Source organism: Mucilaginibacter sp. (genome assembly GCF_039921305.1).
GTDB lineage: Bacteria > Bacteroidota > Bacteroidia > Sphingobacteriales > Sphingobacteriaceae > Mucilaginibacter.
Window position 1 is genome coordinate 1 of the sequence record NZ_JBDSCA010000042.1, and the last position, 18,137, is coordinate 18,137.

The window sequence follows — 18,137 nt, forward strand, 5'->3', positions numbered from 1 at the left end:
CATCACCGTGTATGACAAGGGTGTTTTGATCTATGGTACGGAACCCGCAGCCCTATCCACAAACGCGATAGCCGCCAGCAGCAAAGATATTGCATTGATGCCACCTGCTGTTGATATCAACAAGCCCTTTTCCGATAGATTGATCATTTATCCTAATCCATTGGTCGATACCCGTTTCTCGGTCAAGCTAACCAGCGAACTGGTCAATCAATCCATAACCGTAAGGATAAGGGATGCTTACGGAAAGATCATGCAGACCAATACTTTTAAAGCTGATGGGGATGCATTACTCGTACCCTTATCGGGAACCTATCCTCCTGGTGTGTATTTCGTTCAACTTAACAACTTATCCTCCCTTAGGATCATGGTGAACCAGTAATAGATTTTCCCCTCTTTCCAGGTAATCATTTTATGATAAGATGATTACCTGGAATTTTTTTGCTTACTTGGTAAGCGAAAAAAATATCATAAACGGAGGTAAATATTACCTCCATGTTTGACCAGATCGACATCGGATCACTTAAAAAAAATGATAAGATCAAAACATTATCGAAATAACGAATATGAAAAAGTCATGTTACAGTAGCGCTATCATCAACAATGAACTAAAGGTGGCGATAAGAGGTAGAGGCCATTTTTACAGGCTCATGATTTTCCTTTTTGTTTTATTTTTCGTATCCGTAAAAGAAAGCAAAGGACAGGATTCAGTACTATGCAGTAGCAAATCGCCTGACGGGCATACACAGGTACAAATTAAACTGAATAATATTCGGCAACTCTCTTACCGCGTTGTTTTTAATAAAAAAACGATGATAGACTGGTCTGTATTAGGGCTTAAAACCGATAGGGGAAATTATGTTAGCGGCGTCAGCATAACGGAAAAAGAGGAGCATAACCACCAGGAATCTTTTGAATGGCCACTGGGAGAAGATGCCCGTATTGATAATAACTTTCGGGAAATTTTATTACACTGCCAGTCGGCAGATGCCAATTTCGAGCTATCCTGTCGCATCTACAATGGCAGTTTTTGTTTTAGATATATGATCAGGAATCTTACGGGGCAAAAACCGCTGCGTTTGGAGAAGGAACTGACTGAGTTTAACTTTACCCAACCTTATACGATTTACCAGTATCACGAAGAATCGATCTTCCGGCCTGTCCAGATTGATTCCCTTCCGGGTATAAGTGATCTTCCGTCTACCATGGTATCCCGCAATCATATATACTTAAGTGTTGGTGAAGCTGAAAACCGGAATTATTCAAAAAGCGTTTTGATAAAAGGCAGCAAACCGCAGAGTTTGGCGCTTAGTTTTTATATAGATACACTTTACCGAAACCACGCGGTAAGCGCCATTCAAAAAGATACACAAATAGTATTTAGGGACAGCCTTATTACACCATGGCGAACAATTAGTTTTGCCACAAGTGCCATCGGCTTGCATCAATTTAGCGCGCTTAATCTTAAACTGGTTACGCCGGTAAGCAATGTCATACCTAAGGGCATCAAGCCAGGCAAAGTTTTCAGAGTGCCTATCTCAACCAAAGGTGCAATTGATGGTGCAGATTTTGCGGCAAGACAAAATTTTCAATATATCATGCTTGATGCTGGCTGGTATGGAGCCGAGTTTCGCACAACTTCTGATCCCACAAAACCAATCCCGACTGTTGATATGGCCTCTATTATCGCGCATGCGCGCTCAAAAGGCATAGGGGTTATTCTTTATGTAAATTATGTAGGCCTCAAAGCTAAGATAGATACCATTCTTCCGCTCTTTAAAAAGTGGGGGGTCGCAGGTATCAAATTCGGTTTTGTGGACGGGGGGACGCAACAAGGATTGACCTGGCTGGACAGCGCGATGCAGAAAGTTAGCGACTGGGGTTTCATCCTGAACGTACATGACCATTATAAGCCTACTGGTTTGAGCAGAAGATATCCGAATAATTTAAGTCAGGAGGGTATTCGTGGGGATGAGAATAGCCCCGACGCTTTTCATACTACCGTACTGCCTTATACCCGTTATCTGGCCGGGCCCGCAGACTTTACCTTTTGTTACCCGAACAGCCGCGACAACTTTGCAAAAAATTTAAAAGTGAGTAAAGGGCAGCAAATGGCTTTAACGGTGGTGTATTTTGATCCTTTACAGGCCATATTTTGGTATGGCCGGTCTGAAGATTATAAAGATGAAAACGACATTGAGTTTTTCAGATATGTTCCTACCGTTTGGGACCAATCGATTTACCTTGCCGGGGAGATAGGAGAATCCATAAGTGTAGTACGCAAAAAAGATAACATTTGGTACATGGGGTCGGCAGCGGGCCTCAATAAATGGAATACATCCGTTAAATTGGATTTCCTGGACAAAGGCAAACCATACACCGCTACAATTTACGAAGATGATAACGCGGGCGGAGTTAGGAAAAGAGAAATCCGGGTTAAAAAAGGCGATGTTTTACCCATTGAATTAAATGCAAAAGGCGGCCAGGCAATTATTTACCGGCCCGACAGGAGTTAAGCTACTAAGTGGTTACAATAAATTAGATCGTCTTGGCTTTTGCATTACTGTGAAAATTTGTTATAATAAGGGATGGAATATATATTAGATAACCCTGCCTGGAACGCTTTAATTGGGGGTAACAGCCACCTGGCTTTCGGTACCGAAAGGGTTAAATATTTTGACAGGGAGGTTTCGCCTTTTGTGGCGTTTAAAGAGAATTCGACAGATAGTTTTAAGGAGCTTTATGAGTTGATCCCACACAACAATCCGCTATTGTTTGTTAGTACCAGCGAAATGGAGATACCGGAATTATGGAAGGTATTGAATGTGATTAAAGGACGGCAAATGGTTTATACAGATAAAGTGAAGCTTGATGATGTAAAACCCGGGCTTGTACCCTTAACCGTTGAAGATGTACCACAAATGGTGGAGCTTACCAAACTAACCAATCCCGGCCCTTTTGGTAAACGGACCATTGAGTTTGGGCATTACCACGGTGTTTTTGATGGTGATAAGTTGGTATCAATTGCGGGGCAGCGTTTGCACCCTTTAAACCACGCTGAGGTTAGCGCGGTTTGTACTCATCCGGATCATCTGGGGCATGGTTATGCAAGGCAGGCGTTGCCGTATCAGATCCATCGCATTAAAGCCACTGGTGAAACCCCCTTCTTACATGTGCGGTATGATAATGATCGGGCTATTCAGGTTTATGAAAGTTTGGGGTTTGCCACCAGAACAGAAGTGTATTTTTATGTGTTACAGAAGTAGTGATAAATGAGTTTTATACCCACAAAATGATTTGCACGTTTAAAGTTTAACTTTGTTTATCAGAGCAATATTTCAACCCAATACGCTGAATTATGAAAATAGCTACCTATAATGTAAATGGAGTGAATGGCCGGCTGCCTGTACTGTTGCGCTGGCTGGCAGAAACAACGCCGGATGTTGTTTGCCTGCAGGAGTTGAAGGCGCCACAAGAGAAGTTTCCGGAGGTGGCTATACGCGATGCAGGTTACAATGTGATATGGCATGGGCAAAAGAGTTGGAACGGGGTAGCGATACTGGCCCGGAATATGGAGATAAGCGAGGTAAGGCGTGCCCTGCCCGGCGACCCGGAGGATGAGCATAGCCGGTACATTGAAGCTGTGGTAAACGGGATCACTATCGGTTGTTTGTATCTGCCAAACGGCAACCCTGCACCGGGGCCAAAGTTTGATTATAAATTACGCTGGTTTGAACGATTGACCCTTCACGCGGCAGATCTGCTGGCATCGGGCAAACCGGTGGTAATAACCGGAGATTATAATGTGATGCCAACCGAATTGGATGTTTATAAACCAGAGCGTTGGGTGGAAGACGCCTTATTCCGACCAGAAACACGCGAGGCATTTAAAAATCTGGTTGCGCAAGGCTGGACGGACGCGATACGCAAGCTTTATCCCGATCAGAAGATCTATACGTTTTATGATTACTTCCGTAATGCTTATGGGCGTGATGCGGGGCTACGTATCGATCATTTTTTGCTGAGTCCGCAGTTGGATAGCCGCCTTGTGGCCGGAGCCGTTGACCGCAATGTGCGCGGCTGGGAGAAGACAAGTGACCATTGTCCGGTTTGGATAGAGTTAGCCGAATAACACTAATTATCTCTAATTAAAATCGAATTTCACGAATTATTGAACTCAAAACTCTGTATCTCTTTGTGAAAAATCTCCGTGATCTTTGTGGTTAACTTCTACAACAGAGAGGCACTGAGAAGACTTGGGGTTCACAGAGCTATAAAAAGCAAGGTTTGGAACATTAAAATTCCATTAATAAAACAGCTCACACACTGCTATATAGGCAGTATTTGAACCATCGACTAAACCCCTTTCCCCATTTTTGAAAAAACTCTTTCCACTTGTATTATTTTTCCTAAATTTGCGGGCTAATTATCGCTCATTGAAATCGCTCAAACCATATTCGATTCCCTATACAGGGCTCAAACTCGGGAAGCACTCTTTCGATTTTGAGATAACAAAGGCATTTTTCGATGAATTTGAATATTCATTAGTAAAAGACGGCAAATTGAATTGCCAGGTTGATCTTGATAAACAGGAAACAATGATCATCCTGGATTTTAAGATCAGCGGAACTATCGACCTGGGTTGCGACCGCTGCCTGGCCAATTACCCTCAGCAAATTGAAGCAGGGGAGCGGGCCATAGCCAAGTTTGGCGAGGTGGAGATAGGTGATGATGAGGTTGATATTATCACGCTCAGCAAAAATGATCATGAGATCAACGTAGCTGGTTTGATATATGAGTATATAAGTGTCGCGGTTCCGTTTGTTGCGGTTTGCGGCTATGAAGGTAAAACAGAATATTGTGATATAGAGATGCTTGACAAGTTGGATAAACTGGCAAGCGGTGAAGAACCACCAAGTGAAGATGCGGACCCACGGTGGGACGCGTTGAAAAAAATTAAATAATAATAGTAATACCAAAGTTATGGCACACCCGAAACGGAAAATATCGAAATCGAGAAGAGACAAGCGTAGAACACACTACAAAGCTGAGGCTCCTACTTTAACTACCTGCAAAACTACAGGTGCTGTGCATTTACCACACAGAGCATATACTGTTGATGGTAATGTTTACTTCAACGGAAAAATTCTGATCGAGAACACTGCAGCGGCTGTTTAAGTTAATTTTCTGAAATGAAGATTGGCTTAGATATAATGGGTGGCGATTACGCACCCCAGGCTACAGTTTTAGGTGCAATTGCGGCTCACGAGGCTTTATCGGCAGGGGAACATCTTGTTCTGATCGGCGATAAGGAGGTGGCTGTAAACATTCTTCAGGAAAATAATTTTAACCAGGATCACTTTGAATTTGTTCACACAACCGAAGTGATAGGCATGGGTGAGCATCCTACAAAAGCGGTTGTTCAAAAACCAAATTCGAGCATTAGTGTTGGCTTCCAGTTATTAAAGGAAGGTAATATCCAAACTTTTTCATCTGCAGGGAACACAGGCGCTATGCTTGTAGGTTCTATGTTTAGTGTTAAAGCCATACCAGGCGTTTTACGCCCGGCCATGACGGCTATTGCCCCTAAATTAAAAGGCGGCCTGTCAATTTTGTTAGATGTTGGCGCCAATGCGGATTGCAAAGCAGAGAACCTGCTTCAATTTGGCATTTTAGGTAGTTTGTTTGCCGAAAACATTTACAAAATAGCAAACCCACGGGTTGCCTTAATGAACATTGGTGAGGAAGAAGAAAAAGGCAATTTGCTTTTACAGGCTACTTACCCGTTGATGAAAGAGAGCACCAAGTTTAATTTTGTAGGAAATGTTGAGGGCCGCGACTTGTTTAGCGACCATAGCGACGTTATTGTTTGCGATGGTTTTACAGGTAACGTAGTGCTTAAAATGGCCGAATCTTTTTACGTGGTTGCCATGCGGAAGAAATTTCAGGATGAGTTTTTTGACCGCCTTAACTACGAGGAATACGGTGGCAGCCCAATTTTGGGTGTTAATGCCCCGGTTGTAGTTGGTCACGGTATCTCAACGCCGAAGGCCATTAAGAATATGGTACTTTTGTCGAGGGACATGGTCGAGAGCGGCCTTGTTGAAAAAATCAAACAGGCTTTTCAATAAAAAGGAAATAGATGAGTAAAATTCATGCTGCTATAACGGCTGTTGGTGGTTACGTTCCAGATTACGTTTTAACGAACGAAGAACTGGAAACCATGGTTGATACTAACGACGAATGGATAACTACCCGCACCGGAATTAAAGAACGCAGGATATTGAAAGGCGAAGGCCTGGCAACATCAGACATGGCTGTACCGGCTGTAGAAGAGTTGTTAAAGAAACGAGGAATTAGCGCGGAAGAGATCGAAGTGATCATCTTTTGTACCTCAACCCCTGATATGCCTTTCCCGGCAACGGCAAACATACTGGCCGACAGAATTGGCGCAAAAAATGCCTGGGGATATGATTTGAATGCTGCATGCTCGGGCTTTATATTTGGCCTGGCCACCGGCGCAGGTTTTATAGAAAGCGGAAAATACACTAAAGTATTGATAGTAGGCGGCGATAAAATGTCGTCGATCATCAATTATGAAGATAGGGCAACCTGTATCATATTTGGCGATGGCGCAGGCGCTGCCCTGCTTGAGCCTAATACAGAAGGTAACGGTATTATTGATTCTATCTGCAAAACAGATGGATCTGGCCGTGCGTACTTAAATCAAAAAGCAGGTGGTTCACTACACCCTGCATCTCACGAAACCGTTGACGCTAAAGAGCATTTCGCTTTCCAGGAAGGTAGAACCGTATTTAAATTCGCGGTAACCAACATGGCCGAAGTTGCCGCCGAGGTAATGGAGCGCAATGGCGTTACCGCTGATGATGTAACCTGGTTAGTACCGCACCAGGCTAACAAACGTATTATTGATGCTACCGCTGCCCGTACCGGTGTAACATCCGAAAGGGTAATGATCAACATTGAAAAATATGGTAATACTACCAACGGCACCATCCCGCTTTGTTTATGGGAATGGGAGAGCAAGCTCAAAAAAGGCGATACGCTTATTTTAGCAGCATTTGGCGGCGGCTTTACCTGGGGTTCCATTTATTTAAAATGGGCCTATTAATTAACAAAACTTTTTTTAGTTATTTTGTTATAACTTAGACATCTTAATCTATCCAAACCACCCACATACCTAACAATGGATATTAAACAAATTCAAGAACTTATCCGCTTCGTAGCCAAATCTGGTGTTAACGAGGTTGCTATTGAGCAAGAGGACTTTAAGATCACCATCAAAACCAACCAGGCACCCACTTATGTACAGGCAACTGTACCTTTGCATGCACCTGCGCCTGTTGCCGCTGCTCCTGTAGCTGCCGCTCCTGCTGCAGAGGCTGCACCTGCCGCACCTGATACTTCAAAATATATCACCGTAAGGTCGCCAATGATAGGTACATTCTACCGTTCTGCCGGCCCTGATAAACCATTATTTGTAAACGTTGGCGATGAGATCAATACAGGTGACGTGATCTGTATTATCGAAGCGATGAAATTGTTTAACGAGATCGAGTCGGAAGTATCTGGCCGTGTAGTTAAGATACTGGTTGATAACGCATCGCCGGTAGAGTATGATCAACCTCTATTTTTGGTTGAGCCTATATAGTGTTTAGTTATTGGGTTATTGGTTATTCAGTTATTTAAGGCAATAGTTTTAAATGCTCAATTACCAATAACTCGGTAACCCATTAACTAAATCCCCCCTAACATGACAACCAACACATTAGCTAATAATAAAATGTTTAAAAAAATATTGATAGCTAACCGCGGTGAAATTGCCCTGCGTATTATTCGCACCTGTAAAGAGATGGGTATTAAAACCGTAGCCGTATATTCAACTGCCGACAGAGATAGCTTACACGTTCGTTTTGCTGATGAAGCCGTTTGTATCGGTCCGCCGCCAAGCCGCGATTCTTATTTAAACATTCCTAATATTATTTCTGCCGCCGAGTTAACCAATGCCGACGCGATACACCCGGGTTACGGTTTCCTTTCGGAGAATGCTAAATTCTCGGCTATTTGTGCCGAATACAATATCAAGTTCATCGGCGCTACTGCCGATCAGATCAATGCCATGGGCGATAAGGCTTCGGCTAAAGCCACAATGGAAAAGGCCGGTGTGCCAACTATACCAGGCTCAAAAGGTTTGGTTACCGATATTAAAGAAGGTATTGCCATATCAAACAAAATAGGCTACCCTGTTATACTGAAAGCAACCGCCGGTGGTGGTGGCCGTGGTATGCGTGTGGTTTGGAAAGACAGCGAATTTGAACCAGCCTGGGATTCGGCGAAAGCGGAATCTGGCGCGGCCTTCGGTAACGATGGTTTGTATTTGGAGAAATACGTTGTTGACCCCCGCCACATCGAGATACAGATAGTAGGCGATCAATATGGTAAGGTTTGCCACTTATCAGAACGTGACTGCTCGATACAACGCCGTCACCAAAAGTTGGTTGAGGAGGCACCATCGCCTTTCATGACCGAAAAACTCCGTAAAAAAATGGGTGAGGCCGCTATTAAAGGCGCCAAAGCCGTTAAATACGAAGGAGCAGGTACAGTAGAGTTTTTGGTTGATAAAGACCGCAACTTCTACTTTATGGAAATGAATACCAGGATACAGGTAGAGCATCCGGTAACGGAAGAAGTAATCAACTTCGACTTAATTAAAGAACAAATTAAAGTAGCATCGGGCGTACCCATCTCCGGTAAAAATTACGAGCCAACTATGCATGCCATAGAGTGCCGTATCAATGCCGAGGATCCGTTCAATAACTTCCGCCCTTCACCGGGTAAGATCACCAACTTCCACTCGCCAGGTGGCCACGGAGTGCGTATTGATACCCATGTTTACACAGGATACGTTATTCCGCCTAACTACGATTCGATGATCGCTAAAGTGATCTGCGTGGCGCAAACCCGCGAAGAAGCTTTGAGTACCATGGAGCGTGCCTTGAGTGAGTTTGTAATAGAAGGTGTTAAGACTACCATACCTTTCCACCTGAAATTATTAAAAGACCCTAACTTTAGAGCAGGTAACTTTACTACCAAGTTTATGGAAACTTTTGAGTATTCGGAAGATTAATTAAACTGCTACAGCAAATAAACCGTAAGTACCATTCTACATTATCATAATATAATTTAGAATGGTATTTTTGTTTAAACATATATGAGTAACAAAATTGTTGATGCCATAAAAGGCAAAGCTAAAAGTATTGAAGGCGAAATGTCGTTTTTTGATCACCTTGAGGTTTTAAGGTGGCACTTAATTAGGGCGGCGGTAGCGGTTATCATTTTCGGCGGGCTGGCATTTTACTTTTTTGATGATATTTGGAATACCATAATTATGGGGCCTAAAACTCCAAGCTTTGCCACCTATCGTTTTATGTGTTGGTTAGGCCAACAATTGCATAGCGATAGTATGTGTATTACCAGTATCCCCGGTAAAATACAGAATACCGAAATGGCCGGTCAGTTTAGTTTGCAAATTAACGCGGCATTAATTATTGGTATTACCTGCGGTTTCCCTTATTTATTGTGGGAAATATGGAGCTTTGTTAAACCAGCCTTGTTAGAGAAAGAACGTAAAGCTGCAAGTGGATTTGTGTTTTTTGCATCAGCCTTGTTTTTTAGCGGTGTACTTTTTGGATACTTTGTAGTTGCTCCACTTTCTATCCATTTTTTAACCAATTACCAGATCAGTCCGGATATCGAGAATATCTTCACCATTGACTCTTACGTAACATCGGTAGCAACCTTGACCCTGGTTAGCGGGGTGGTTTTCCAACTCCCGATTGTGATATTTGTACTGGCAACCATTGGTTTGGTTACCGATAAGTTTATGCGCGAGAAGCGCCGCTATGCCATCATCATCATTCTGATCGTGGCTATGCTGGTAACACCTACGCCTGATGTAACTACCATGCTGGTGATCAGTATGCCATTGTTTGGTTTGTACGAGATCAGCATAGGTGTGGCTAAGAGGGTTGTGAAAAGGAAACAAAAGAAAGAATTAGAATTTTACGGTAAGGCATAATGCATAATTTGAAGATAGCCATAGGTAGCGACCACGCGGGTTTTGCTTACAAACAAGAGTTGTTAAATACTTTGCAAGTAAAAGAGTTGAAGGATTTTGGTACCTATGATACCAGTTCGGTTGATTATCCTGACTTTGCACACCCCGTTGCTTCGGCGGTTGAGAGTGGGGAGTATGACCTGGGTATCCTGATCTGCGGAAGCGCGAACGGTGTGGCTATTACCGCCAATAAACACCAGGGCATACGCGCGGCCATTTGCTGGAACGAAGAACTGGCCGCTTTGGCCCGTCAGCATAATAATGCCAATATTGTTTGTATCCCCGAGCGTTTTATATCATTTGAAACGGCACAGCAAATTGTAGAAACCTTTTTTACTACCGAGTTTGAAGGTGGCAGGCACGCCAACCGTGTAAACAAAATGCATTGTTAGGCAATAGCTTTTTTACAAAGGCTAATTGTTAAAATAGCTATCTTCGTTTTAATTCATCGCATTGCCTGCGATGAATTGTTAATTGACCTCATAAAATTATAACCATGAAGAAGATCCATGCCGGATTAGCGGCTTTGTTATTTTCGGCTTGCGCTATCGCGCAAAAGAGCCCGGTAGCCACAAAATATGCCAAATTAATTTCTGTAGATGATGCCAAAAGGCATCTGAATATTTTAGCATCTGATGCTTTTGAAGGCCGTGAAACGGGCAAGCCTGGAGCTATGATGGCCGCGAATTATATTGCCGCTGAATTTAAAAGACTAGGTTTGCAAGCCCCGGCGAATGGCTCATATTTTCAGGATGTGCCTTTGATCGAGGCTTCGTTCGAGGTGAAAACTTTGACCATTAACGGAACATCATACGCTTATAAAAAAGATTTTTACGCCAGCTCAAACGCGGTAATTGCGGGTGATCATAATTTCGCCGCTAAGGAAATTGTATTTCTGGGTCACAAGGTAGGTGGCGATGTGGCTGCTGAATTAGGTAATACTGATATTACGGGTAAAGCTATCTTTTTGGTGAATGATGGCGAAACACCGAGCAATGTAACCAACCGTATCGCATTTTTACAAACTAAAAAACCGTTGTTTATTATCTCGACCTCGGCTGCTGTGGCAGATAATATAAGCAAGGGCCGGGTTGGGCGTGGCGGAGCAACTTTAGTTATCCAAACCAAAACTCCGCTTGCGCCGGTATTTAGTATCACCGCTGATGTCGCTAACCAGTTGCTGATCAATTCGGGCGAAACTTTTGAAACGTTCAAAGCTTCGGGGGATGATAAAGGGATGCAGGCTAACCAGGTTATTAAGGCTGACGTTGCTGCTGTGATTACAACTACAACTAAGCCTGCGGGCCGGGCGGTTGAGGTATTAGGCTATATGCCGGGTACCGATCTGAAAGATCAGGTGTTGGTATTTTCGGCACATTATGATCATATCGGGTTAACCAAAAGCGGTACAGACAAGGTTAACAATGGTGCCGATGATGATGGATCTGGTACTACCGGGATACTGGAAATTGCAAGGGCTTTCGCGCAAGCAAAAAAAGAGGGGCATGGCCCGCGCCGTAGCATTTTGTTTTTGGGGAATGTGGGTGAAGAGAAAGGTTTGTTAGGCTCGGAATATTATACTGATCATCCTGTTTTTCCATTAAAAAACACCATTACCGATTTGAATATTGATATGATAGGCCGTGTAGGTAGCGATTATATTGGAAAAGCGGATAGCAGTAATTATGTTTACGCGATAGGCTCGGGTATGTTAAGTGTTGAGTTGCGCAGCATAAGCGAAGCCACAAATAAGAAATATACCAACCTGATATTGGATTACACGTATGATAACACTACCGACAAAAACAGATACTATTACCGCTCAGATCATTACAACTTTGCCAAGCATGGCGTACCCATTATCTTCTACTTTAACGGCGTACATGCCGATTACCACAAGCCGACGGATGAGGTGAGTAAGATCAATTTTCCGCTGTTGGTTAAGCGTGCGCAGTTGGTATTTTATACGGGTTGGGAGTTAGCGAATAGGGATAAGAAGCCGCAAGTAGATGTGTTTTAGATTTTGATTTAGAAGTTTCGATTTTGGATTGTTAGGAAATAGTGACATTCTTTTCTGCATAAAAATCTTATTTTCGCTTACATGACAAGCATTGCCGAAGAATTTGTTGTTGCATCCGAAAATAAGGTGTTTGATACGGATCATCGCCGTATTATCAACTTCAATATAGGCAAGTATAACGCGGCTGTTGGTAAGGGTTTATCGCGCATAGCTAACCTTGAAAATGCCAAGCGCAAGGCTCACGTAATTAAGTGGAAAGTTATTGAGAACCTGGATAAGGTTTTGCCGGAGTTTGAGGCTAATTTTCAGCGGCGTGGCGGTAAGGTAATATGGGCCAATAATGCCGAGGAGGCGCAGCGTGAAATACTCGCCATTATGCAAAGGGCCGGTGCCAAAACAGTTGTCAAATCAAAATCAATGGTTACCGAAGAGATTCATTTGAATGAATTTTTGGAGACGAACCATATTGAATCGTTAGAGACGGACCTGGGTGAGTATATTGTACAATTGCTTGGGCAAAAGCCATATCATATTGTTACCCCGGCAATGCACTTATCTAAAGATGATATTGCCAAACTATTTAACGAACGTTTTGGTACGCCGATAGACGCGACATCTGAACAGATTGTTTTGAAAGCGCGGGAATTGCTGCGTGAAAAATACTTGAGTGCCGATGTAGGTATCACTGGCGCTAATTTTTTAATTGCCGATACCGGCAGTATCGCGATAAGTGAGAATGAGGGTAACGCGCGGTTAAGCACTACTTTCCCTAAGATACATATCGCTATTGTGGGGATAGAGAAGATCATCCCATCAATGGCCGACCTTGACCTGTTTTGGCCTATGCTGGCTACGCATGGAACGGGGCAGAATTTGACTGTTTACAATACTATTTTGAGCGGCCCGCGACAGCCTAATGAAACCGACGGTCCGGAAGAGATGTATGTTATACTACTGGATAACGGCCGTACTAATCTGCTGGCTCAAAAGGAGCAGCGACAAGGTCTATATTGCATCCGCTGCGGGGCTTGCCTTAATGCCTGCCCGATATATAAAAATGTTGGTGGCCATACTTATAATACACCATATAGCGGGCCAATAGGTTCGGTAATTACTCCGCATATGCGGGGAATGGAAGATTTTAAGCACCTGAGCAATGCATCGAGCTTGTGCGGCGCCTGCTCGGAGGTTTGTCCGGTTAAAATTGATATTCACAAAATGTTACTGCTTAACAGGCGTGACTCGGTTAAAGAAAACCTGAATACTAAAAAGGAAGGTTGGGGCTGGGCGCTTTGGAAAAAAGCAATGCTGAGCCGTAAGCTTACCGATTTTTGGGGTGGGAAAGGAAAGAACCGCATCCTGAGATTATTCTTCAAAAAAACCTGGGGGCAGTACCGTGATATGCCGGAGGTCGCTGAAAAATCGTTCAGTAAGTTATGGGTTGAGAAAGAGAAAACCCTCGAATAACGACAGGTCAAAACAAGCTATTAAGCATTGTACTAAATTAAACGCCATTCCAAACCGGATAAGTTGGGCATAATTGCTTATACCAAGTTTCTTGTTAATGTTTTTTCGGTGGGTTTTTATGGTATGCTGCGCGATGAATAGCACGTCTGCAATGTCGGCAGTGTTTTTCCCGGTGCATAATAAATTGATAATCTCTTTTTCGCGTTTGGTAAGGCGTGCGAAATTTTTGTAGTGCTTAACAATGTACTCATTTTCATCAAGCGTTTTGGTTACTTTGTTAACCATGTTCCCCATGCCTGCTATAGGGTGGGCAATTACAATAAGTTCGCCCAGGTTACTTGTGCCCCGCCGCCTAAAAAATTTGCTTATGCCAAAATACCAGCTCCAATCTGGTTCGGCTGCGGTGCGTACCTGGTGAAAAAAGCTATATAACTCTGTTTCATCCTTACGGTTATACAGGCTCATCAGGTCGGCCATAAAACTTTCTGCCTGTTCTGGTTTAAAGAATCTGGTGAAATAATCTTTCCCCATATCATTGATCTCGTCTTTAGTATGGTTTAACTTATTACAGCCCCAATCGTTCATGTAAGTTACCTGCACGGTACTGTAATCATGAATCATCATAGCGCCGGGGATAATATTGCCAGCATCATTCAGATTGGTTGCGCCTTTGAAAAGGTGATCTTCTAACGAGAATATTTGCCGAACGGCGGCATCCTGGCTTTCTTGGTCGGTTAGATAACTACCCATATTTAGAGATAATTAGGATTTGAATTCTAAATGTAGAAATTAAATCCTGTTAATCCCAAAGAAAAAAAATATCTGGCAGTGGCTATGATCCGGAATTTGCTGAAGCTAATTCTTTATCAATTAAATCTGTAAAATAATCATATTGTCGCGACCCTAAGGTAACATTACCATTAATTACAATGGCCGGTGTGCCTGTTATGCCTACCCTGGTAGCTTCGGCTATATCAATATCTATTTGATTTTTAAAGGTGTGGTTTTGAAGGTTTGTTTTTAATTTATTGGTGTCAAGCCCGTTATTGGCTAGCCAGTTGGATACGATCTTATTATTTAATAAGGGTTGGTTAAATAGAAAATCGTGCATTTGCCAAAACTTGCCTTGCTGGTTTACATAAGCTGCCGCTTCGGCAGCCATGAAAGCATGTTGGTGTATTTCTAAAGGTAAAAAGCGAAAATGGACCTTTAGCAAACCCTTGTCAATATAGTCGGTTTTGAGCTTTGGCAGTATTTCTTTGGCGAATGATTTACAGAACTCACATTCAAAGTCCGAAAAAACAGTCATAACCACTCGAGCGTCATCAGCACCTATTTGCGGCGAAGCCTTATCAAAATTAAGCCTGACCACAGAAGCCGGGGCAACCTGACTGGAAATGTTAGCCAGCTTTTGATTGAGTTTATTAACCCTGCGGTTTAATTTGTAAACATACAGTACAATAACAACCAGTAAAACAATTTGAGCTACCTTAATTATCCGGTCAATATTATAGTCTTTAGGTTGTTTATCAGTACTCAATTTTTATTTGTTTAGATGTGAGAGTTGATTATTTGCAATAAGTACAAGATGGCGCCGAAGACGTTTTAATGGAATTGTAGCTTGAACAAACCGATTGTACCTGAGAGTTTGAAAGCGCCTTACCATCCTGACACCTGTAGGCATAAGCTGCCCCGCAATAAGCATTCAATTGGGCATCGCTGATGGATTTGTAGCTGCTTGTGCAAACCGCATCAACTGTTTTTTCTGGTTGTGTATCTTCGTCTTCATCTAAAAGTTCGCATGATGAGAATGCTGTAAGTGCTACAATTGACGCAAGGAAAAGTACTTTTGTTAAACGCATGATTTTTAGTTTAATAGGATTTATAAATTTATTACGGTGCCATTAATTATTGAACACTATTCCAAATACCTGGGGGAATAGCGTTTTCGCAAGGACATTTTGTTTTATCTACAGTTATCAGTTTTAAATTTCTGGCTGCTTTGGTGGCGTATTGTTTGTAGCCCTCTTCGTTGTAATAAATGTGTGCCATAGCTGCAGCCGCACAAAAAGTCCAGGTTTGTGTATTGTCTTTATCTTCTTTTATTTTATCGGTATAGTATTTTTCGATGCCTTTTAGCCTATCTATTTCTGCTTTTGAGAAAGCCGTATGCTGCGAACCAGTATAGGTTATTTTGGTGATATTATCCGGGTTGCCTGGTTTGTAACAATCTATAGTTGTTTTATCAACCACTCTTAATCTGTAATCAATGTTGTTAACCGGGTTTTTGTACGCGTAAACATCATCGCCAAGGGCATGGTAGTTAGACTCTTTATTGGGTTCTAAAATGGTTACGGTATTGTCACTCTCGTACCTGATGATCATGGTGTAAAGTCCGTCGGAAGTTACATAGGTACCTGTGTTAGGTACTTTTTGTGCTATAACGTTTATAAAAAGCATTGAGAGCAAAACACTTAATATAATTTTCATGGCGCGATTGGTTGGATAGTGTGATTTTAAATACTTAACGGTAAAGTTATATTGGTGCGACTGCTAAGGCAATACCTACTTATGGGTATTTTTAGGACGAAATATTATTTTTTACTTTTCGAAAAATGCCTTTATATTAGGACATTAACTTGTCCCCTAAACTGATGCATAAAGTACTGACCGCAATTGCTACTCTCCTGATTATTTGCGGGTTTAAATCATCCGCTACGCCTAAAGAAAAAAATATAAGTATATTATCTGCCAACGATTATTATGAGTTTGTTTATAATAAGAAAACTCAAATGGTTGAGGTGAAACAGAAATTAAGCACCAGCTATTATTGCAACGATTTTAGGGTTGAGATACCTATATCAGAAACCTATAACGACCAGGTATCGATTGATAATGTGGATATCAGCGTTAAAAACATCAAGCCCGAGTATAGTTATTATAAGGACAAGGATATTTTCTTTTCGGACGAAAGGATCTGTTATTTTAGGTTGCCACTTGAGAAAAAGGGCGCTACCAGTACAGTAACTTTTGAAGAAACGGTTAAAGACCCGAAGTATTTTACCAGCATATTTTTTTCGGACGATTACAAAATAACGCATAAAGAGGTTGTTTTGAGGATACCGCGCTGGATTAAGGTTGAGCTTAAAGAGATGAACTTCGTGGGTTATGATATTACCAAAACCAGCAAATACGATAGCGGTAAGGACGCTGATATAATTACTTACAGCATTAACAAATTACCGGCTATTGAAAGTGAGGCGAATAGCCCGGGACCAACATACCGGGTTCCGCATTTGTTTATTCTGACCAAATCATCAAACTTTAATGGTACCGAGGTTACTTACTTTAATGAATTGAAAGACCAATATGGCTGGTACCACCAGATCACCAAAGATATTGTCAATAAAAAAGAGGTACTGAAAGCCAAGGCGCTTGATATCACCAAGAATACTACCACAGACATGGCTAAAATTAAGGCTGTGTTTTATTGGATGCAGAAGAATATTCATTACCTGGCTTTTGAGAATGGTATGGCAGGTTTTGCTCCCGAAAAGGCTGATGAAGTTTTGCGTAAAAACTATGGCGATTGCAAAGGTATGGCGCATTTAACCAAGCAGCTTTTATGTTCGTTGGGCTTTGATGCCCGCTTGTGCTGGATAGGTACCAACCACATCGCTTATGATTACAGCACCCCATCGCTGGCCGTAGATAACCATATGATATGCGCCCTGTTATACCAGGGTAAAACGTATTTTTTGGATGCTACAGAAACTTATATTGGCTTTAACGAGTATGCCGAACGCATACAGAACAGGCAGGTGCTGATAGAAGATGGCGACAAGTATATTTTGACACGGGTGCCGGCTACAACGGTAACACAAAACCTGGATCGTGAGAAACGCTTACTGGCCATTAATGGTAACGATTTGCAAGGCACCGCCGAGCATTTATGGAAAGGTGAAGAAAAAGAGAACATTTTGGGCAATTTAAACGATACCAAAATTGATAAGGCAAGCGAGGCTTTTAATAAATACTTATCAAACCATAATAATGATTACGTGATCAATAATTTGGTAACCAGTGATGTTACTGATATAGATAACGATTTGAAAGCCAACTATGGTGTTAACTTTAAAAATGGCGTGTCGCATTTTGGGAAGGATTATTATGTGGATATGGATTTTAGGAAGGAGTTTACCGGTAGTAATATTGATACAGCCGAACGCGCAAACGACTACTGGTTTTATTATAAGATGAACATATCGCGCGAAACAGAATTGGCCATACCCGTGGGCTATAAAGTATCATCGTTACCTAACGGCTTATCCGTGCAAAACGATAATTATGAGTTTAACATTCAGTATAGTAACCAGGGCAATAAGGTGCTGTATAAAAAGACCATCGTATTCAAAAATCCGCACTTAGCTAAAGCGAAGTTTGTGCAGTGGAACAACGATATCGCCAAATTAACCGAAACTTATAATCAACAATTGGTACTAACCGCTCAATAAT

At 42.2% G+C, this 18,137-nt stretch carries 19 protein-coding genes; 15 read left to right on the forward strand and 4 right to left on the reverse strand.

The genetic code is table 11. The features are described from left to right. From ABIN91_RS12165 to ABIN91_RS12230, 14 genes are all read left to right on the forward strand, one after another. Nucleotides 1-379: T9SS type A sorting domain-containing protein (locus ABIN91_RS12165; RefSeq protein ID WP_348051382.1), on the forward strand; the 379-nt coding region annotated here is incomplete at its 5' end. Between the two features lie 184 nt (nucleotides 380-563). Next, complete coding sequence (locus ABIN91_RS12170) at nucleotides 564-2,513, forward strand: glycoside hydrolase family 97 catalytic domain-containing protein (protein WP_348051383.1); 1,950 nt, start codon at nucleotides 564-566, stop codon at nucleotides 2,511-2,513. A 72-nt stretch (nucleotides 2,514-2,585) separates the two neighbouring features. Further along, nucleotides 2,586-3,263: a GNAT family N-acetyltransferase gene (locus ABIN91_RS12175; protein ID WP_348051384.1), complete on the forward strand. Its 678-nt coding sequence runs from the start codon at nucleotides 2,586-2,588 to the stop codon at nucleotides 3,261-3,263. Between the two features lie 92 nt (nucleotides 3,264-3,355). Further along, nucleotides 3,356-4,129 carry an exodeoxyribonuclease III gene (gene xth, locus ABIN91_RS12180; protein WP_348051385.1) on the forward strand — a complete coding sequence of 258 codons (774 nt, stop codon included), beginning with the start codon at nucleotides 3,356-3,358 and terminating at the stop codon, nucleotides 4,127-4,129. A gap of 304 nt (nucleotides 4,130-4,433) precedes the next feature. Next, nucleotides 4,434-4,961, forward strand: coding sequence for a DUF177 domain-containing protein (locus tag ABIN91_RS12185; protein WP_348051386.1), 528 nt, complete (start codon nucleotides 4,434-4,436; stop codon nucleotides 4,959-4,961). Between the two features lie 19 nt (nucleotides 4,962-4,980). Then, nucleotides 4,981-5,175, forward strand: coding sequence for a 50S ribosomal protein L32 (rpmF, locus tag ABIN91_RS12190; protein WP_348051387.1), 195 nt, complete (start codon nucleotides 4,981-4,983; stop codon nucleotides 5,173-5,175). A gap of 14 nt (nucleotides 5,176-5,189) precedes the next feature. Beyond that, complete coding sequence (gene plsX / locus ABIN91_RS12195) at nucleotides 5,190-6,128, forward strand: phosphate acyltransferase PlsX (protein WP_348051388.1); 939 nt, start codon at nucleotides 5,190-5,192, stop codon at nucleotides 6,126-6,128. Nucleotides 6,129-6,139: 11 nt separating this feature from the next. After that, nucleotides 6,140-7,129: a beta-ketoacyl-ACP synthase III gene (locus tag ABIN91_RS12200; protein ID WP_348051389.1), complete on the forward strand. Its 990-nt coding sequence runs from the start codon at nucleotides 6,140-6,142 to the stop codon at nucleotides 7,127-7,129. A gap of 75 nt (nucleotides 7,130-7,204) precedes the next feature. After that, a complete protein-coding gene (gene accB / locus ABIN91_RS12205) occupies nucleotides 7,205-7,669 on the forward strand; it encodes an acetyl-CoA carboxylase biotin carboxyl carrier protein (protein ID WP_348051390.1) in 465 nt (154 codons plus the stop codon). A 132-nt stretch (nucleotides 7,670-7,801) separates the two neighbouring features. After that, entirely contained in the window at nucleotides 7,802-9,145 is a 1,344-nt protein-coding gene (gene accC, locus ABIN91_RS12210; protein ID WP_348051412.1) for an acetyl-CoA carboxylase biotin carboxylase subunit, read from the forward strand. An 84-nt stretch (nucleotides 9,146-9,229) separates the two neighbouring features. Beyond that, nucleotides 9,230-10,096 (forward strand): twin-arginine translocase subunit TatC, encoded by an 867-nt coding sequence (gene tatC, locus ABIN91_RS12215; RefSeq protein ID WP_348051391.1) that lies wholly within the window; start codon nucleotides 9,230-9,232, stop codon nucleotides 10,094-10,096. Further along, nucleotides 10,096-10,527, forward strand: a complete 432-nt coding sequence (gene rpiB, locus ABIN91_RS12220) for a ribose 5-phosphate isomerase B (RefSeq protein ID WP_348051392.1) — start codon at nucleotides 10,096-10,098, stop codon at nucleotides 10,525-10,527. Before tatC ends, rpiB begins: the two co-directional genes overlap by 1 nt. A gap of 104 nt (nucleotides 10,528-10,631) precedes the next feature. Next, entirely contained in the window at nucleotides 10,632-12,155 is a 1,524-nt protein-coding gene (locus ABIN91_RS12225) for a M28 family peptidase (protein WP_348051393.1), read from the forward strand. 81 nt (nucleotides 12,156-12,236) lie between these two features. After that, nucleotides 12,237-13,622 carry a LutB/LldF family L-lactate oxidation iron-sulfur protein gene (locus ABIN91_RS12230; protein WP_348051394.1) on the forward strand — a complete coding sequence of 462 codons (1,386 nt, stop codon included), beginning with the start codon at nucleotides 12,237-12,239 and terminating at the stop codon, nucleotides 13,620-13,622. Here the strand turns inward: ABIN91_RS12230 and ABIN91_RS12235 are convergent. From ABIN91_RS12235 to ABIN91_RS12250, 4 genes are all read right to left on the reverse strand, one after another. After that, a complete protein-coding gene (locus ABIN91_RS12235; protein WP_348051395.1) occupies nucleotides 13,590-14,372 on the reverse strand; it encodes a helix-turn-helix transcriptional regulator in 783 nt (260 codons plus the stop codon). The genes ABIN91_RS12230 and ABIN91_RS12235 overlap by 33 nt on opposite strands. Nucleotides 14,373-14,454: 82 nt before the next feature. Next, nucleotides 14,455-15,162, reverse strand: a complete 708-nt coding sequence (locus tag ABIN91_RS12240; RefSeq protein WP_348051396.1) for a DsbA family protein — start codon at nucleotides 15,160-15,162, stop codon at nucleotides 14,455-14,457. A 28-nt stretch (nucleotides 15,163-15,190) separates the two neighbouring features. Next, a complete protein-coding gene (locus ABIN91_RS12245) occupies nucleotides 15,191-15,484 on the reverse strand; it encodes a hypothetical protein (protein ID WP_348051397.1) in 294 nt (97 codons plus the stop codon). 46 nt (nucleotides 15,485-15,530) lie between these two features. Continuing rightward, nucleotides 15,531-16,112: a hypothetical protein gene (locus ABIN91_RS12250; RefSeq protein ID WP_348051398.1), complete on the reverse strand. Its 582-nt coding sequence runs from the start codon at nucleotides 16,110-16,112 to the stop codon at nucleotides 15,531-15,533. Nucleotides 16,113-16,276: 164 nt separating this feature from the next. Here ABIN91_RS12250 and ABIN91_RS12255 point away from each other — a divergent pair, with 164 nt between their 5' ends. Beyond that, the gene (locus ABIN91_RS12255; protein WP_348051399.1) at nucleotides 16,277-18,136 is read left to right on the forward strand and encodes a transglutaminase-like domain-containing protein; all 1,860 of its coding nucleotides are present in this window, start codon (nucleotides 16,277-16,279) and stop codon (nucleotides 18,134-18,136) included. The last annotated feature ends 1 nt before the right edge of the window (nucleotide 18,137 follow it).

What these genes read in the sequence shown, in the direction of transcription:
- ABIN91_RS12170 (WP_348051383.1), top strand. Translation starts at nt 564, where the DNA reads ATGAAAAAGTCATGTTACAGTAGCGCTATCATCAACAATGAACTAAAG.
- ABIN91_RS12200 (WP_348051389.1), top strand. Translation starts at nt 6,140, where the DNA reads ATGAGTAAAATTCATGCTGCTATAACGGCTGTTGGTGGTTACGTTCCA.
- plsX (WP_348051388.1), top strand. Translation starts at nt 5,190, where the DNA reads ATGAAGATTGGCTTAGATATAATGGGTGGCGATTACGCACCCCAGGCT.
- ABIN91_RS12255 (WP_348051399.1), top strand. Translation starts at nt 16,277, where the DNA reads ATGCATAAAGTACTGACCGCAATTGCTACTCTCCTGATTATTTGCGGG.
- rpmF (WP_348051387.1), top strand. Translation starts at nt 4,981, where the DNA reads ATGGCACACCCGAAACGGAAAATATCGAAATCGAGAAGAGACAAGCGT.
- ABIN91_RS12250 (WP_348051398.1), bottom strand. Translation starts at nt 16,112, where the DNA reads ATGAAAATTATATTAAGTGTTTTGCTCTCAATGCTTTTTATAAACGTT.
- ABIN91_RS12225 (WP_348051393.1), top strand. Translation starts at nt 10,632, where the DNA reads ATGAAGAAGATCCATGCCGGATTAGCGGCTTTGTTATTTTCGGCTTGC.
- ABIN91_RS12175 (WP_348051384.1), top strand. Translation starts at nt 2,586, where the DNA reads ATGGAATATATATTAGATAACCCTGCCTGGAACGCTTTAATTGGGGGT.
- ABIN91_RS12245 (WP_348051397.1), bottom strand. Translation starts at nt 15,484, where the DNA reads ATGCGTTTAACAAAAGTACTTTTCCTTGCGTCAATTGTAGCACTTACA.
- accB (WP_348051390.1), top strand. Translation starts at nt 7,205, where the DNA reads ATGGATATTAAACAAATTCAAGAACTTATCCGCTTCGTAGCCAAATCT.
- ABIN91_RS12230 (WP_348051394.1), top strand. Translation starts at nt 12,237, where the DNA reads ATGACAAGCATTGCCGAAGAATTTGTTGTTGCATCCGAAAATAAGGTG.
- rpiB (WP_348051392.1), top strand. Translation starts at nt 10,096, where the DNA reads ATGCATAATTTGAAGATAGCCATAGGTAGCGACCACGCGGGTTTTGCT.
- ABIN91_RS12235 (WP_348051395.1), bottom strand. Translation starts at nt 14,372, where the DNA reads ATGGGTAGTTATCTAACCGACCAAGAAAGCCAGGATGCCGCCGTTCGG.
- accC (WP_348051412.1), top strand. Translation starts at nt 7,802, where the DNA reads ATGTTTAAAAAAATATTGATAGCTAACCGCGGTGAAATTGCCCTGCGT.
- xth (WP_348051385.1), top strand. Translation starts at nt 3,356, where the DNA reads ATGAAAATAGCTACCTATAATGTAAATGGAGTGAATGGCCGGCTGCCT.
- tatC (WP_348051391.1), top strand. Translation starts at nt 9,230, where the DNA reads ATGAGTAACAAAATTGTTGATGCCATAAAAGGCAAAGCTAAAAGTATT.